The sequence below is a fragment of the Streptomyces sp. NPDC001941 genome (assembly GCF_040296945.1).
GTDB lineage: Bacteria > Actinomycetota > Actinomycetes > Streptomycetales > Streptomycetaceae > Streptomyces.
The window spans coordinates 1-14,583 of the sequence record NZ_JBEOYE010000114.1 but is presented as its reverse complement, the minus strand read 5'-3'; the positions used below and the strand labels follow the sequence as shown (position 1 = coordinate 14,583).

Sequence of the window (14,583 nt, the reverse complement as noted above, 5' to 3'; positions counted from 1 at the left end):
GGCGCCCGTTAGGGTGCTGGTTGCACCGACGCAGGGGGAGCCGCGCCATGACCAGTCCGCCACCACAGCCGCCCGCGCAGGGCGGCCCCGGCCCGTACGGTCAGCCGGGCCGCCGGCCGGACCAGCCGAACCCGTACGGCACGCCGCCGAGTGGGCCGAGTGCGCCGAGTGCGCAGCCGGGTCCGTACGGGAACGCCAACGGGCAGGTTCCGTACGGGAATCCGGGCAGTCCCTCGACCGCCCAGCCCAACGCCCCGTACCCACAAGGAAATCCCCCCACCCCGTACGGGTACGGAAACCCCAACACCCCGCAACCGTACGGATATCCGACGCAAGGACCCACGGGGTACGGCCCCACGACTCAAGGACCCACGGGGTACGGTCACGGGGCGTACGGGTCCCCGGCCCCCTCCCCGCAGTACGGCCACCCCGGTGCGCCCGGGCCGCAGGCCGGTTGCGAGGTCTGCGGGGCGCAGCCCGCGACCCACGTGACCGTACGCGCCCACCAGGGCATGGTCATCGTGATGCGCACGCTCACGCGGCGCGGCACCCTCTGCCGCACTTGTGGCCTGTCCGTCTACCGGCAGATGACCTCCGACACCTTGGTCACCGGCTGGTGGGGCCTCTTCTCCTTCTTCGTCACGCCCTTCGTCGTCCTGGCCAACGTCCTGGGCGCCCGGTCCGCCCTGCGCCGCCTGTCCGAACCGCAGGGGGCGGTGCGCCCGCCGCTCGACCCGGGCCGCCGGGTGCTGCGCCGCGCCCCCGCGATGCTGGTCCTCACGCCCGTCGCACTGGTCGTGCTGCTGTTCGCCGCCCTCACCGTGGTGGGCCTCTTCGCGGGCGACGACGACGCCGGCACGCTCTCGGTGGGTGACTGCGTGCACAACGCGGCCGACTGGCCCGAGCAGCAGCTGACGAAGACGGACTGCGGATCGCCGCTGGCCGAGTACGAGGTGGTCGGCTCGGCGTCGTGCGGGCCGCGGGACTACGTGCTGCGCTCCGAGTACGTGAGCACCGACCCCGGGCGGGCGGGCACCTGCGTCAGGCGGCGCTGAGGGGCGGGGCCGGACAGGAAGGCGTTTTGCCGGATCGGCAACAGAAGTGGCATGACCGGGACGCGATGGCGGAGGGTGGTCCCGTGACCGCGAACACCACAGGAGCGCCCATGTCCGACAACACCCCGCCCGCCGACGCCTACCTCGGGGACCCCGCGGTGCGGGCCGAGTGGGACAACCGGTACGCCGAGCGACAGCAGCTGTGGAGCGGCCAGCCGAACGGAGCGCTCGTGGCCGAGGTCGATGGGCTCACGCCGGGCCGGGTGCTCGACGTGGGCTGCGGCGAGGGCGCGGACGCGATCTGGCTGGCGCGCGAGGGCTGGGACGTGACCGCGCTGGAGGTCTCGGGCGTGGCGCTGGAGCGGGCGGAGGGACACGCGCGCGACGCGGGCGTCACGCTGCGCTGGATCCATGCCGCACTGACGGAGGCGCCGCTCGAACCCGGCTCCTTCGACCTGGTCTCCGCCCAGTACCCGGCGCTGCTGCGCACCCCGGACGCCGCGGCGGAACGTGCCCTGCTCGCGGCCGTCGCACCCGGCGGGGTGCTGCTGCTCGTGCACCACGCGGGGATGGAGGACCAGTCGGCGGACACGGGCGGCTTCGACCCCGCGGACTACGTCTGGCCCTCGATGGTCTCCGCGCTGCTCGACGAGGACTGGAAGGTGGAGGTGGACGAACAGCGCCCGAGGGTGGTCCCCGAGGGCGGCGCGGGCGCCCACCACACCGACGACGTGGTCATCCGCGCCCGCCGGCTCCGCTGACGGCGTCACGCGTCCCCCTCATCCGGGGGCTCTTCCCGGGGCCCCTCCCCCGACTTCTCCCGGGGCTCGTCCTCGGACTCCTCCCGGGGCTCTTCCCGGGGCTCCTCCCGGGGCCCGAAGGCCCCCGCGCCCGCCGCCAACACCGTTGCCCGCGCCGCCTGTTCGGGTAGGTGCGGGTCCGGTTCGGTGCGCAGGAGTACCAGTTGGTGGTACAGCGGTGCCGTGGCCGCGATGAGCAGGGCGCGTGCCTCGACGCCTCCTGACGGGAGTTCGCCGCGGGCCGCGGCGCGTTCGACCAGGACCTCGCACTGCGCGTAGCGGTCGTCCCACATCCGCGTCTGGGCCCGCGCGGCCTCTTCGGAGTGGAACGAGGCCGCCATCAGGGCGACGGCGAAGGACGGCCTGGCGACCAGCGACTCCTGGATCTCCTGGTTCAGGGCCGTCAGGTCGCCCCGCAGCGAGCCGGTGTCCGGCGGCTGCCAGTCGATCTCGCCCGCCGAGGCGATGAGGTCGACGAGCAGCCCGCCCACGTCGCGCCAGCGCCGGTAGAGCGTGGTGCGGTGCACGCCCGCGCGGGCCGCGACGCCCTCCATCGTGAGGCCCTCGTGGCCGTTCTCCTCCAGCTCGGCGCGCACGGCGTCGAGGACCTGCGCCCTGACGCGCGCGGTGCGCCCGCCAGGGCGGCGGTCCGGGAGGCGGTCCGGGCCGGTGGGGGCGGGTGCTTCTGCCTCCGACGTCTGCTCCGGCACCGCTTTCGGCCCTGCCGTGGGTTCTTTCGTAGGTTCTTTCGTGGGTTCTCTCGCGGATTCTCTCGTGGGTTCAGTCATCCCCGGTCCCGTAATCGGGTTGATCGCTGCGCTGTGCCTGTGCCAACATCGCCATCAGCTTAATGCAACAGATGTAGCAGTAACACTCCGCACAGCTCGCACACCCGGCCCCTGCCCTGGCCCTGAGAGGACCCGTCCCGCCTATGCCGCCCCTTCCCGCAGACCCCACCGTCCTGCACCCCATGCCCGAGCAGCCGCGCGTCGTGCTGCTCAAGCCGCTGGTGACGTCGCCGCTGATCGAGGTGGGGGAGTTCTCGTACTACGACGACCCCGACGACCCGACCGCCTTCGAGACCCGCAACGTGCTCTACCACTACGGCCCGGAGAAGCTGGTCATCGGCAAGTACTGCGCGCTGGGCACCGGCGTGCGGTTCCTCATGAACGGCGCCAACCACCGCATGGACGGGCCCTCCACCTTCCCCTTCCCGACCATGGGCGGCTCCTGGGCCGACCACTTCGACCTGCTGACCGGCCTGCCGAACCGGGGTGACACCGTCGTCGGGAACGACGTCTGGTTCGGGCACGGCGTCACGGTGATGCCCGGGGTGCGCATCGGGCACGGCGCGATCATCGCGACCGGCGCGGTGGTCACCTCCGACGTCCCCGACTACGGCATCGTCGGCGGCAACCCGGCCCGCCTCATCCGCACCCGCTACGAGCCCGAGGACGTCGCCCGTCTCCTCGCCGTCGCCTGGTGGGACTGGCCGCTGGAGCACGTCACCGCGCACGTACGGACGATCATGTCCGGCGCGGTCGCCGCACTGGAGCAGGCCGCCCCACCGTCCGCCGCGTCCTGACCCCCACGCCGGTCCCGATACCCCACGCCCGACCCCGGCCCCCACATCCGACCCTCCGCGCCCCGCCCCGCCGCACCCCGAGGAGGTCGCGCATGCCCCGTCCCCCCGCCCACATCGCGATGGTCGGCATCCCTGCCGTCAGCCACGTCCTGCCCAGCCTCGCCCTCATCCGCGAACTGGTGGACCTCGGACACCGGGTCACGTACGCCAACGACCCCCAGGTGGCCGACCTCATCGAGCCCACGGGCGCCGAGTTCATCCCCTGCGCGTCCACGCTGCCCGTCGTCGACAACGACTGGCCCGCCGACCCGATCGCCGCCGCGAGCCTCTTCCTCGACGACGCCGTCCAGGCCCTCCCGCGACTCCGCGCCGCCTACGACACGGACCCGGCCGACCTCTACCTGTACGACATCGGCGCCTACGCGGCACGCGCCCTGGCGGAGCAGCAAGGACGCCCGCTCCTGCAGTTGTCGCCGACGTTCGTCGGGTGGGACGGGTACGAGGAGGAAGTCGGCGCCCACCTCAAGGCGTTGCCCGGCGCCGACGCGTACCGCGACGGGTTCGCGCGCTGGCTCGCCGGGTGCGGGGCGACGACCCTGGACGTCGACGCCTTCTCGGGGCGGCCGGACCGGGCGCTCGCCCTGATCCCGCGCGCGATGCAGCCGCACGCCGACCGGGTGGACGGCCGCAGGGTCACCTTCGTCGGCCCCTGCTACGACACCCGCGCCGAGCCGGACGGCTGGACCCGTCCGGCGGACGCGGAGAACGTACTGTTGGTCTCGCTCGGCTCCGCGTACACGCGCCAACCCGCCTTCTACCGCGAGTGCCTCGCCGCGTTCGGTGACCTGCCCGGCTGGCACGTCGTGCTCCAGATCGGCAAGCACACCGACCCCGGCGAACTCGGCACCGTCCCGGCCAACACCGAGGTGCACTCCTGGGTGCCCCAACGGGCGGTCCTGGCACGGGCCGACGCCTTCGTCATGCACGCGGGGATGGGTGGTTGCGGCGAGGGACTCCTGGCCGGCGTCCCCATGATCGCCGTCCCGCAGGGGGCCGAGCAGTTCATGAACGCCGACCGGCTCGTCGAACTGGGCGTCGCCCGACGCGTGGACACCGCCGACGCCACCGCCACGACCCTTCGCGCGGCCCTCGACGACCTGCTCTCGGACCCACAACGCGCCGCCCGATCAAGGCAGTTGCGCGAAGAAGCCCGGGCCGAGGGCGGCACGCGCCGCGCCGCCGCCCTCATCGGAGACCTGCTCACCACGGTTTGAGGCGAGGCCCGGGACGCGGCCCGCCCCGTCACCCCTGGGGCAGGGCGAGAGCGGTACCAGTGACGCGTACCCGCGGGTCGTGCGCGCGCAGGGTGACCTCCAGGAGCGAGGGGCGGCCCATGTCGTGGCCCTGGTGGAGCGTCAGCCGCGCGTCCGCGGGGACGAGGGCCAGCTCGCGGGCGTACGCGCCGAAGGCCGCCGCCGCGGCGCCCGTCGCGGCGTCCTCCACCACACCGCCCACCGGGAACGGGTCGCGGACGTGGAAGACCGTCTCCGACTCGCGCCACACCAACTGCACGGTCGTCAGGTCCAGGCGCCGCATCAGCTCCAGCAGGCGGTCGAAGTCGTAGTCCAGATCGGCCAGTCGCTCGCGGGTCGCCGCCGCGAGCACCAGGTGGCGCACACCGGCGAACGCGATCCTCGGCGGCAGCAGGGCGTCCAGTTCCTCCGCGCGCCAGCCGAGCGCTGCCAGAGCCTCGGTGACGTCCTCCGCGGCCACGTCGTCCACGTGGGGGGTGACGCTGGTGAGTGTGGCCTTCATGACGCCGCCTTCCTCCCGCACGCTGACGGGCACCTGGCCCGCGGCGGTGTGGAGGGCGAAGTCGCCCTCGCCCAGGCGCTCGCCCAGGGCCACGGCGGTGGCGATGGTGGCGTGGCCGCAGAAGCCGACCTCCGCCTTGGGGCTGAAGAAGCGCAGCGTGAACGAGCGGTCGGCCTCGGGGTCGGGCCCGGGCGTGACGAAGGCGGACTCCGAGTAGCCGAGTTCGGCGGCGATCGCTACCATCGCCTCGTCGTCGAGCCGGGAGGCGTCGAGGACGACCCCGGCGCCGTTGCCGCCCGTCGGGCTGGTGGTGAAGGCGGTGTAGTGGAGCACTTCGGCGGTCAGTCGCACATCGGCTGCGGCTGCGGCTGCGGCTGCGGGCGTGGTGGTCGTCTTGGGGTCCGACATGGTGAGGGGCCTTCCTGATCGGTTCTGAGGTCTGAAGGTTGTCTCGAAGACGGTTGTCTCGAAGGGAGTACGGGAGGCGTGAGGGAGCGTCAGTTTTGTTCGGCTGTAGGGGTGTTCATACGTCGACGAGTCGTGACGGCGAGCACAGCCCCGGTCGCGAAGGCCGCCGCGGCGACTCCCGCCGACACGTGCAGTCCGGTCGTGAAGCCCGATGCGGCGGTGGCGAATGTGCCGAACAGGGCCACCCCGACCGTACTGCCCACCTGACGGAACACATTGAATACGGCCGTGGCGACCCCCGCGCCCTCGGGAGGCGCCGCGTCGACGATCGCGGCGGTGGCGGCGAGGGCCGTCAGCGTCTGCCCGAGGCCGGTGGCGACCAGTGCGAAGAGCAGTACGGGGTAGGGAGTGCGGGGCCCTGCCGCGAGCCAGCCGAGGAAGCCCGTGGCGCCCAGCACCAGACCGGCGGCCATGGGTGCGTAGGTACCGGTGCGCGCGGCCACTCGTGCGAACAGCGGCGCGGCGACCAGCCCCGTGCAGACCGAGGGCAACAGGGCGAGGCCCGTGGCCAGGGCGCTGAAGCCGCGCTCCTGCTGGAAGTACAGGGTGGCGAGGAACAGCATGCCGTAGTAGCCGAGGCTGATCAGCAGGCCGACGACCGCCGTGGCGGTGAAGGAGCGGGAGCGGAAGAGGGACGGTGCGAGCAGCGGGGCCCGTCGGCCGCCCGCGGACAGCCGCGTCTCCAGGGCGCGTTCCACCGCGGCGAAGGCGACCAGGGCGGCCAGGCCGAGTCCGATCGCCGCGAGTACCAGCGGGGAGGACCAGCCGCGCGTGCCCGCCTCGTTCAGGCCCGTGGCGAGCGCGACGAGGCCGACCACGCCGAGGAGCTGGCCGAGCGGATCGGCCTTCGGACGCGGCCCCGTCGAGCGCGGCCCCTTCGAGCGGGGCCCTTTCAGGCGGTGCCTCTCCGGGCCGGTGGAGGACGGTAGATGACGGAGAGTCAGGACTACGGCGAGGGCGGCGACGGGCAGGTTCAGCCAGAACACCCAGCGCCAGCCCCCGGCGGCGACGAGCAGCCCGCCCGCCACGGGTCCCGCGCCGAAGGCTACGGCGGCGACCGCGCCCCAGACGGCGACGGCCCGGGCCCGTACCGCACGGTCGGGGAAGGTGGCCCGCAGCAGGCCGAGCGAGGCGGGCACCAGCAGCGCCGCACCGGCGCCCTGCACCATCCGGCCGGTGACCAGCAGCGCGGGGGACCCGGCCAGGGCGCAGGCCAGCGAGGCGAGGGCGAAGACGCCGAGGCCGGTCAGGAACGTACGACGGTGTCCGGCCCGGTCCGCGAGGGCGCCGCCCGACAGCAGCAGCCCGGCGAAGAGGGTGCTGTAGCCGTCGACGATCCACTGCACCGCCGAGCCACCGGCGTGGAGCGAGGCGCGGATGTCGGGTACGGCGACGTTGACGACGGTGACGTCCAGCATGACGAGGAAGTAGCCGAGGCTGAGCGCGGCCAATGGGGCCGCGGCTAGGGGAGCCGTGGTGAGCGGCGGCGCGGAGTCGCCGACCGCCGCTGTCGTCACGGGGGCTGAGGGAAGCGTGGGCTCGGAGGTCACGTCGGGCATGGAGAGATCATCGAAGCCGGAAGCTTCGTCCGCTGTCAAAGTATCGATGTCGTACGCTGCGGTCATGATGGAGGAGCCGCTCAAGCAGCAGACCGACATCGCCCGTGCCGCGGCGCTGATCGCGGACCCGTCACGGGCCAAGATGCTCAAGGGACTTGCCGACGGCCGCGCACTGCCCGCGGGCGTCCTGGCCGACGAGGCAGGGGTGAGCGCCGCCACCGCGAGCGTGCACCTGGCCAAGCTGGTGGAGGCGGGGTTCGTCACGGTCGTCGCGCAGGGCCGGCGCCGCTACTACCGCCTGTCCGGCCCGGACGTCTGTACGGCCATGGAGGCCCTGGCCCTCATCGCCCCGCCACTGCCCGTCACCTCGCTGAAGCAGAGCAACCGCACGGCCGCCCTGCACCGCGCCCGTACCTGCTACGACCACCTGGCCGGGCAGCTCGGCGTGGACCTGATGGGGGCGCTGCTCGGCCTGGGCGTGCTCACCGGGTACGACGGCGTCCACCGCCCGGAGGAGGCGGTGCGCGACCGTCCGGCGTCCTACGGGGGCGACATCCGCTACGAACTCACCGACGCGGGCCGGGAGCGCCTGCGCGAACTCGGCGTCGACGCCGACCGGTTGCCGCCGCGCCGCCCCGCGGTGCTCTACTGCGTCGACTGGAGCGAGCAGCGCCACCACCTCGCGGGAGGACTCGGCGCGGCCCTGGCGGCGCGGCTGTTCGAGCTGGACTGGGTGCGCTGGGGCGCGTCGCCGCGCGTGGTCCAGGTGACCGACGAGGGGGCGGCGGGGCTGGAGCGCCGGCTGGGGATGAAGGTCACGCGGTAGCGGAGGGGGACGGGGACGGCGTCGTGACGGCGTCGTGTGAGACGGCACAGGACAGGGGGCCTCGCGTTGTGCGCGTGCCTCTCGTAGCGGCGGAATCCGAGCGCTGAGGATGGGCGGGATCCGAAACGGGACCCGATCACGTCCACGGGAGGCCAGTAATGGGAATGACGGCGAAGACGGGAACGACGGGAACGACGGGGAAGCGGGCAAGGAGGATCCGGCACGCGCTCGCCGTCGTCGCCACGGTGGTGGCGGGAGTCCTGCTGCCGCTTCCGGCGGACACGGCGTTCGCGGCAGCGGGGCACGACGAGCGCGGTGCGTACGTCGGTGCGGCGGGGATGGTCACGTACGAAGTGCACCTGCCGCCGGGTTACCGGCCCGGCGCGAGCCTGCCGGTCGTGGTCGCGCTGCACGGCTGCGGCATGACCGGCTTCGGCGTCGGCTCCATGAAGGACATGACGCGCTTCAACCAGGTCGCCGACGCCAAGGGCTTCATCGTCGTCTACCCGTCGCAGGACCCGCTGCGCAACCTGCTCCGCTGCTGGAACGCGATCGACCCGCGCCATCAGCAGCGGGACAGCGGTGAGCCGTCCCTGATCGCCGGGGCGACCCGGCAGGTGGTGGAGCGCTACGGCGCGGACGCCCGGAGGGTCCACGTGGCGGGGGCCTCGTCCGGTGCGGGGATGGCCGTGGTGATGGCGGTGACCTATCCGGACGTGTACGCGTCGGCGGCGTCACTGGCCGGAGGGGAGTACGCCTTCGACAAGGTCAAGCCCGACCCCGGCAAGGTCAGCCCGGTGGACACCGCGAAGCTGGCGCACGCCGAGATGGGCCCGCGGGCCCGGCAGGTCCCGCTGCTGATCGAGCAGGGGGACGCGGACACCACGGTGCCGCCGTGGATGGCGGACCGGCTGGCCTCGCAGTGGGCCGCGCTGGACGACCTGGCCGTGGACGGCAGGCTCGACGGGGACGTGGACGACGTGCCGGACGCCACGGCGCACGTGGACGCGCCGGAGGAGCGGCCGTACACCCGCACGCGGTACACGGCGCGCGGCGGTGGCCGGGTGCTGATCGAGAAGTACGACGTGGAGGGCCTGGCCCACAAGTGGCCGGGCGGGGGCAGCGGGCCGTTCGCGGACCCGCTCGGCCCGGACATGAGCTCGCTGATGTGGGACTTCTTCGCCGCGCAGCGCTTGCCGTAAGGATCCCCTGTGCCTGCGCCTGTGCCTGCTCCTGCTCCTGCTCCTGCTCCCGTGGTCAGGGAGCGGGGACGGGCCCGCCGGGCCGGAACCGCTCGACCCCCACGATGTGCCGCACCTTGACCGGGGACACGATCACCGCGACCCGCTGCTCACCGGGCATGGTCCACTCGAAGCGGTCGCTGCCCAGGTACTTGCGGGCCAGCCGGTCCATCCGCTCGTGAGCCTCCTCGCCCTCGACGAAGCGGGTCACCACACCGCTGATCTGTACGCGGTCGAAGGGGTCGGCGGCATCGGCGTGGGAGAGGTAGACCCGGGGGTCGCGGCGCAGGTTCTCCTCCTTCACCCGGCCCACCGAGGTGTTGAACGTGAGCTCGCCCTCCCCTTCCAGGTCCACCCACATGGGGCTGACCTGCGGGGCTCCATCGGCGAACACGGTACCGACGTACCAGATGTTGGGGGCCAGGAGGCGTGCACGGACGGCTTCGTCGAACGTCGCAGTCATGCGTCGAGGCTACCAACCATGATCGGACTCCCGCATGCTCCGGCCCGCGGACTGTCAGTGGCATCGGCTTGGCGTTTCGCGGAGGACTACTTCGAGGTGCCGGTCGACGTGGAAGCCGTGCGCCGGGTCCGTGCGCTGAACCCGGAGGTGCGTCTACGGGACCTGGCCGGGGACATGGCCGAGATCGGTTACCCGCTCCCGAGCCGGCAGCCGTGACGCGACGCCCGCCACCTTCCCTCCTCGTCCCCGTACGGGGCGTACGAGGCCAGGGCGCCGCTGCGGTCAGGCCCTGTCATCCGCCTTCGTACGCCCACTCCCGAGCCACGCGCGCGCGGCGCGAGGAGTGCGGAAGTGGAGCACCGCCAGGGGCGCGAACCGCTGGTCCGCGCACCGGCGGGCGATCTCGGTCCTGCGGCGGCGGTACTGCGACCAGGCCCACCAGACGGGGTGGTCGGGCCTGAACCAGGTGGCCACGGTCTCGCGGTTGCCGCCGAAGACCCGGCGGCGCAAGAGCGTGCGGGCAAGGGAGCGGCGCAGCACGCGTCGCATGACCACGGCACGGGAGTAGTCGAGCCAGACGATCGTGTCGGCCCGCTCCCACAGCAGGTCACGGACCTCCGGGTGGCCGAAGGAGTCGAAGACCCAGGACGGTCCGGAACTGATCTCGGCCACCTCCTCCCGCAGGCGCGGGTTCTCCCGCCACCCCTCCCCGGTGATGGCCAGGGCGTCCATCTCGTGGAAGGGGACCGCGAGGCGCTCGGCGAGCGCGCGGGCGAGGGTGGTCTTGCCCGCGCCGGTGCTCCCGGCGACCAGGACTCGTCGCATGCCCATTGCCCCCTGCCGTCGTTCCGTCCCGCCAACCTGTCGCACGCCGATCGACAATCACCGCATTGCCCGGCCGCCCGGCAATGTTGTCACGCATCACGATTCACACGCATGAAGCGCACCATGGGCACCATGACGACCCACACCACCAGGACCGCCCTGATCACCGGAGCCGGCCGCGCCGCAGGCCTCGGCTTCGCCGTCGCCCGTGGCCTGGCCGAACGCGGCTTCCACGTGGTCCTCACCGCCCGCGACGCGTCCGCCGTCGAGCCACTGGCCGCGCTGCTGCGCCAGGAGGGGCACGCGGTCACCGCCCTGCCCCTGGACCTGTCCGACCGCGCGACCATGGACGCGGCGGCCGCCCGGCTCACCGAGGACTTCGGTCGTCTGGACGTCCTGGTCAACAACGCCAGCGCGATGCCCGACTTCCGGGTGCTCGACGCGCTCGACGCAGACATGGACGCCGTACGCACGGCGATGGAGGTCTCCGTGATCGGCCCGTGGGCCCTCACGCAGGCGCTGCTCCCCCTGCTGAAAGCCGCACCCGCCGCCCGGATCGTGAACGTCGCCAGCCTGTCGGCCCAGCAGATCGCCGCCGGCCTCGACCTCGGCGCGCCCCTGCGCTCACCGGCGTACTCGATGGCCAAGTACATGCTCAACGCCCTGACCGGGGTGCTCGCCCGGGCCCTGGCCGACACCCCGATCCTGGTGAACGCCGTCGACCCCGGGAACACCGCCACCCACCCCGAGCGCGGCGACGACGCCGACGACCGCACGCCCGCCGAGAGCGCCCGCGACATCGTGAGGGCGGCCACCCTCGGCCCCGACGGACCGACGGGACAACTCTTCGGCAACACCCACCCCGCAACCTGACTCACCCCGCAACCTGACCCGGCACGTGCTCCGCCACGCACCTGGCAGAACATCGCCAACTCCACTGACGAGGCCCGTGTACGCGCGATCCACGACCCGGTCGACCTTCCTTTGCGCCCGCGACGTTCGGCACGCGATCCGGTCCCGCCCGCCCCGACCCCGATCACCCCCACCACCGATTGGCCCTGCTGGCACCCGGATACTAAAGTGCGAGTAAAGACCGGGGCCGGAGTCGGTGCGGTGCGGCGACTGACCATCGCCGGGTGGTGCCGTGTTCCAGTCGGCCCCTCGGCCCGTCGAATTCACGGGCCGGGATGTTGACCTAGGGGGAAGTTTTTCGTGAACGCAGTCGCAGGAACAGGGCTGTTGAACGCATCCGTCGACCCGGCGACGCTGTCGGAGCTCACGGAGCGCGAGCTCGAGGTGCTCGGCCGGCTGGCCAGCGGGGATCCCAACCGTGTGCTCGCGCGGCAGCTGGGAATCGCCGAGCGCACCGTACGCGCCCACATCACCAGTGTCGTAAGGAAGTTGGGTGTGCGTTCTCGGTTCGAGGCCGCGCTCGTCTCTTTCCAGTTCCACGAGTCGTTGACGGAAGGGCCATTGCCCGGCGAAGCGTTGGCGGGTGGGGCATTGGAGGGTGACGCGACGTCAGGCGAGGCATTGCCCGGTGCGGCATTGCCGGATCCGGCATAGCCTCACCAGGCAATAGAGGAATCCTCCCCGGGCTGGCAAGCTCGACGTCGTTGTCACCGCTCTTCAAGCAGAAAAGCAACACCCGTCTGTGCAGCTGCAATTGAGCCGGGCATTGAGCGGGACGACGATCAGACAGTGACCAGACCTGGACATTCGACTCGGGGGAGAAGCCGTATGAACCTCAAGAAGATCGCCACCGCCGCCGGTGTCGGCGCCGCCGGCGTCGCCCTCTTCATCGGTACGCAGGGCAGTGCGCAGGCCGCTCCCGCCCAGCCCGCCGCGCCCGCCGCCTCCGCCCAGTCCCTTCAGGACAAGCCGCAGTTCGCGGTCGGCTCCCTGCTCGGCAAGGCGGCCGGTGCCGTCGGCAAGGCCGCGACCAAGGCCGCCAACAAGGCCACGGCCGTCGGCAAGGGCATGGCCGTCGTCGCGAAGAGCAACGCCGACAACATGCTCCAGCACGGCAGCGTGTTCGCCGCCCCCTCGGAGCTCCCGCAGGGCGTCGACGCCGACACCGTCTTCGACCGCTGACGCACGTCAAGCACCAGGTGTCGAACACGCATCGCAACACCAGGAGGGCGGCGCTCGTTGTCGGCGGCGCCCTCCTGGGCGTTCACATGACCACGGCCGCACTGTCCCAGGCGCCGCTCAGCCCGGCCAAGCTCGTCTACGGCGACGCGGTGGCGGAGTACCTCGACCCGTACTTCTCGCAGAACTGGCAGCTCTTCGCGCCCACGCCGGTCTCCGACGACCGCGGCGTCCTCGCGCGGGCCACCTGCGCGGACGGATCGGTGACGGAGTACTACGACGTCTCGGCCCGCGGCATCGAGAAGGCGCGCTCCTCGCGCTTCTTCCCCTCGCGCGAGTCGCGGATCGTCTCCGCCCACCTCCAGAACCTCACCAGCACCGAGGACATCCTCAGGAGGCTGCGCCAGCAGCAGACGAACGACAAGAAGCCCCCGCTCCCTCCGCTGCCCAACGAGCGGGCGACCGAGGAAGAAGCCGTGAAGGGGCTCTCCCGCTACGCGTACGACCAGATGCCCACCGCGTGCGGCGGGCGGGCGGCGAAGGTTCAGGTGCTCATGTACGTGCACGAGCTCGCGCCGTGGTCCAAGCGCCACGACCCCTCCTTCGAGGGCCAGGTCCTGGTGAAGGACTTCGCCTGGAAGAACACTCAGGACCTGCGATGAGGAAATCCCTGCACCGTCTCACCGCCCGGCTGGACCACTGGTCCCTGAACCCCGTGGCCGTCACCGGTATCTCCGGCACGCGCGCACTGCTCGGGTTCGTCGGGCTCATGTACTACGTGGGCCAGTACCAGGAGCGGGACTACCTGTTCGGCCCCCGAGGAGTGCTCCCGCACGAGGAGTTCACCGCACAGCTTTCGGGCTTCAGCCTGTACACGCTCTCGGCCTCGCCCGGCTACTTCCAGCTCGTCTACCACCTGGGCATCGTCGCCGCGCTCGCCGTGACGCTCGGCATCGGCGGCCGGGCGGGCCTGGTCCTGCACTGGGTCCTGCTGTGGTCGGTCTACCAGCGGCAGCCGGGGCTCCTGGACGGCGGGGACAACCTCGCCTACGTGGTCATCCCCTTCCTGCTCCTCACCCGCTGCTACGACCGCTTCGCCCTGCCGACCGGCCTCGCGAGCCGCGTCGCCCGGCACGTGCCCGGCCAACTGCGGGCTCTGTCAGTGCCGTTCCACAACCTGGGCGTCCTCATGGTGGCCGTCCAGATCTGCCTGGTCTACGTCGTCTCCGGCCTCTACAAGGTCATGGGCAGCGAGTGGCAGGACGGCACCGCGCTCTTCTACGTCATGCGCGTCGCGGAGTTCGAACTCCCCGGCTGGTCGAACCTGGTGTACGAGAACGACCTCCTGGTCGTGCTCGGCACGTACGGGACGATCGCCTTCCTGGTCTACTTCCCGATGGGCGTGCTCGTACCGGCACTGCGTCCCTGGGCGGCGGTGACGTCCATCGGCTTCCACGTGTCGATCGCCTTCTTCATGGGGCTCACCGGCTTCGCCCTGACGATGATCGCGTGCGACCTGGTGTTCCTCTCCGGGGCCCTCGACCGCGCGATCGCGTGGTCGCGCGGCAGGCTCGCGGGGGTCAGGAGCGCACGCGCCGGGGCCGGCACGCCGCAGGGAGGCACGGCCGGTAGCGGTCCGGCCGGTACGGATCCGCCCGGGCGGGCGCCCGTGCCCGAGCGACCCGCCGCGCCCGAGGCCGAACTCGTATGACCCGGGTCTGCTCAGGCCTGAGCAGACCCGGCCCGACCCGACGAGATCCCACCTAATGGGACTCGTCGGGCCGTGAGGGAGACTACGGTCCGTAGCCGCCAGCAGGTGAGCACTGCTCTCACCGGAGCCGTTTGAGCTCTGCTG

17 protein-coding genes are annotated in these 14,583 nt (G+C 72.2%); 12 read left to right on the top strand and 5 right to left on the bottom strand.

The window, feature by feature from the left end:
• Positions 1-488 precede the first annotated feature (488 nt).
• Together ABT160_RS40995 and ABT160_RS40990 are read left to right on the top strand one after the other, a co-directional pair.
• A complete protein-coding gene (locus ABT160_RS40995; RefSeq protein ID WP_351653942.1) occupies positions 489-1,055 on the top strand; it encodes an LppU/SCO3897 family protein in 567 nt (188 codons plus the stop codon).
• Positions 1,056-1,165: 110 nt separating this feature from the next.
• Complete coding sequence (locus tag ABT160_RS40990) at positions 1,166-1,816, top strand: class I SAM-dependent methyltransferase (protein WP_351653941.1); 651 nt, start codon at positions 1,166-1,168, stop codon at positions 1,814-1,816.
• 5 nt (positions 1,817-1,821) lie between these two features.
• Here the strand turns inward: ABT160_RS40990 and ABT160_RS40985 are convergent, their stop codons facing one another.
• A complete protein-coding gene (locus ABT160_RS40985) occupies positions 1,822-2,565 on the bottom strand; it encodes a TetR/AcrR family transcriptional regulator (protein WP_502984392.1) in 744 nt (247 codons plus the stop codon).
• A 221-nt stretch (positions 2,566-2,786) separates the two neighbouring features.
• Between ABT160_RS40985 and ABT160_RS40980 the strand changes: the two genes are divergently transcribed.
• Both ABT160_RS40980 and ABT160_RS40975 read left to right on the top strand, forming a co-directional pair.
• Positions 2,787-3,440, top strand: a complete 654-nt coding sequence (locus ABT160_RS40980; protein WP_351653940.1) for a CatB-related O-acetyltransferase — start codon at positions 2,787-2,789, stop codon at positions 3,438-3,440.
• Between the two features lie 92 nt (positions 3,441-3,532).
• The gene (locus tag ABT160_RS40975) at positions 3,533-4,714 is read left to right on the top strand and encodes a macrolide family glycosyltransferase (RefSeq protein WP_351653938.1); all 1,182 of its coding nucleotides are present in this window, start codon (positions 3,533-3,535) and stop codon (positions 4,712-4,714) included.
• A gap of 28 nt (positions 4,715-4,742) precedes the next feature.
• On the opposite strand, the gene ABT160_RS40970 is transcribed toward ABT160_RS40975, so the two are convergent.
• Both ABT160_RS40970 and ABT160_RS40965 read right to left on the bottom strand, forming a co-directional pair.
• Positions 4,743-5,663, bottom strand: a complete 921-nt coding sequence (locus ABT160_RS40970; protein ID WP_351653936.1) for a PhzF family phenazine biosynthesis protein — start codon at positions 5,661-5,663, stop codon at positions 4,743-4,745.
• 89 nt (positions 5,664-5,752) lie between these two features.
• A complete protein-coding gene (locus ABT160_RS40965) occupies positions 5,753-7,282 on the bottom strand; it encodes an MFS transporter (protein WP_351653934.1) in 1,530 nt (509 codons plus the stop codon).
• A gap of 64 nt (positions 7,283-7,346) precedes the next feature.
• On the opposite strand from ABT160_RS40965, the gene ABT160_RS40960 reads away from it, so the two are divergent.
• Together ABT160_RS40960 and ABT160_RS40955 are read left to right on the top strand one after the other, a co-directional pair.
• Entirely contained in the window at positions 7,347-8,108 is a 762-nt protein-coding gene (locus tag ABT160_RS40960; protein WP_351653933.1) for an ArsR/SmtB family transcription factor, read from the top strand.
• A gap of 164 nt (positions 8,109-8,272) precedes the next feature.
• The gene (locus ABT160_RS40955) at positions 8,273-9,310 is read left to right on the top strand and encodes an extracellular catalytic domain type 1 short-chain-length polyhydroxyalkanoate depolymerase (RefSeq protein ID WP_351653931.1); all 1,038 of its coding nucleotides are present in this window, start codon (positions 8,273-8,275) and stop codon (positions 9,308-9,310) included.
• Positions 9,311-9,365: 55 nt separating this feature from the next.
• On the opposite strand, the gene ABT160_RS40950 is transcribed toward ABT160_RS40955, so the two are convergent.
• Positions 9,366-9,812, bottom strand: a complete 447-nt coding sequence (locus tag ABT160_RS40950) for a TIGR03618 family F420-dependent PPOX class oxidoreductase (protein ID WP_351653929.1) — start codon at positions 9,810-9,812, stop codon at positions 9,366-9,368.
• Between the two features lie 57 nt (positions 9,813-9,869).
• Between ABT160_RS40950 and ABT160_RS40945 the strand changes: the two genes are divergently transcribed.
• Positions 9,870-10,028, top strand: coding sequence for a hypothetical protein (locus ABT160_RS40945; protein ID WP_351653927.1), 159 nt, complete (start codon positions 9,870-9,872; stop codon positions 10,026-10,028).
• A gap of 66 nt (positions 10,029-10,094) precedes the next feature.
• Here the strand turns inward: ABT160_RS40945 and ABT160_RS40940 are convergent, their stop codons facing one another.
• Complete coding sequence (locus ABT160_RS40940) at positions 10,095-10,637, bottom strand: AAA family ATPase (RefSeq protein WP_351653925.1); 543 nt, start codon at positions 10,635-10,637, stop codon at positions 10,095-10,097.
• A gap of 111 nt (positions 10,638-10,748) precedes the next feature.
• On the opposite strand from ABT160_RS40940, the gene ABT160_RS40935 reads away from it, so the two are divergent.
• The 5 genes from ABT160_RS40935 (at position 10,749) to ABT160_RS40915 (ending at position 14,439) form a co-directional block, all read left to right on the top strand.
• Positions 10,749-11,510 carry an SDR family NAD(P)-dependent oxidoreductase gene (locus ABT160_RS40935; RefSeq protein WP_351653923.1) on the top strand — a complete coding sequence of 254 codons (762 nt, stop codon included), beginning with the start codon at positions 10,749-10,751 and terminating at the stop codon, positions 11,508-11,510.
• Positions 11,511-11,876: 366 nt separating this feature from the next.
• Positions 11,877-12,203: a helix-turn-helix domain-containing protein gene (locus ABT160_RS40930; RefSeq protein ID WP_351653921.1), complete on the top strand. Its 327-nt coding sequence runs from the start codon at positions 11,877-11,879 to the stop codon at positions 12,201-12,203.
• A 174-nt stretch (positions 12,204-12,377) separates the two neighbouring features.
• A complete protein-coding gene (locus ABT160_RS40925) occupies positions 12,378-12,731 on the top strand; it encodes a hypothetical protein (protein WP_351653919.1) in 354 nt (117 codons plus the stop codon).
• Between the two features lie 86 nt (positions 12,732-12,817).
• Positions 12,818-13,390, top strand: coding sequence for a DUF5819 family protein (locus tag ABT160_RS40920; protein WP_351653917.1), 573 nt, complete (start codon positions 12,818-12,820; stop codon positions 13,388-13,390).
• On the top strand, positions 13,387-14,439 hold the full coding sequence (locus ABT160_RS40915) for an HTTM domain-containing protein (RefSeq protein WP_351653915.1): 1,053 nt from the start codon (positions 13,387-13,389) through the stop codon (positions 14,437-14,439). Before ABT160_RS40920 ends, ABT160_RS40915 begins: the two co-directional genes overlap by 4 nt.
• The last annotated feature ends 144 nt before the right edge of the window (positions 14,440-14,583 follow it).

What these genes read in the sequence shown, in the direction of transcription:
- ABT160_RS40990 (WP_351653941.1), top strand. Translation starts at nt 1,166, where the DNA reads ATGTCCGACAACACCCCGCCCGCCGACGCCTACCTCGGGGACCCCGCG.
- ABT160_RS40980 (WP_351653940.1), top strand. Translation starts at nt 2,787, where the DNA reads ATGCCGCCCCTTCCCGCAGACCCCACCGTCCTGCACCCCATGCCCGAG.
- ABT160_RS40975 (WP_351653938.1), top strand. Translation starts at nt 3,533, where the DNA reads ATGCCCCGTCCCCCCGCCCACATCGCGATGGTCGGCATCCCTGCCGTC.
- ABT160_RS40970 (WP_351653936.1), bottom strand. Translation starts at nt 5,663, where the DNA reads ATGTCGGACCCCAAGACGACCACCACGCCCGCAGCCGCAGCCGCAGCC.
- ABT160_RS40965 (WP_351653934.1), bottom strand. Translation starts at nt 7,282, where the DNA reads ATGCCCGACGTGACCTCCGAGCCCACGCTTCCCTCAGCCCCCGTGACG.
- ABT160_RS40960 (WP_351653933.1), top strand. Translation starts at nt 7,347, where the DNA reads ATGATGGAGGAGCCGCTCAAGCAGCAGACCGACATCGCCCGTGCCGCG.
- ABT160_RS40955 (WP_351653931.1), top strand. Translation starts at nt 8,273, where the DNA reads ATGACGGCGAAGACGGGAACGACGGGAACGACGGGGAAGCGGGCAAGG.
- ABT160_RS40950 (WP_351653929.1), bottom strand. Translation starts at nt 9,812, where the DNA reads ATGACTGCGACGTTCGACGAAGCCGTCCGTGCACGCCTCCTGGCCCCC.
- ABT160_RS40940 (WP_351653925.1), bottom strand. Translation starts at nt 10,637, where the DNA reads ATGCGACGAGTCCTGGTCGCCGGGAGCACCGGCGCGGGCAAGACCACC.
- ABT160_RS40935 (WP_351653923.1), top strand. Translation starts at nt 10,749, where the DNA reads ATGAAGCGCACCATGGGCACCATGACGACCCACACCACCAGGACCGCC.
- ABT160_RS40925 (WP_351653919.1), top strand. Translation starts at nt 12,378, where the DNA reads ATGAACCTCAAGAAGATCGCCACCGCCGCCGGTGTCGGCGCCGCCGGC.
- ABT160_RS40920 (WP_351653917.1), top strand. Translation starts at nt 12,818, where the DNA reads ATGACCACGGCCGCACTGTCCCAGGCGCCGCTCAGCCCGGCCAAGCTC.
- ABT160_RS40915 (WP_351653915.1), top strand. Translation starts at nt 13,387, where the DNA reads ATGAGGAAATCCCTGCACCGTCTCACCGCCCGGCTGGACCACTGGTCC.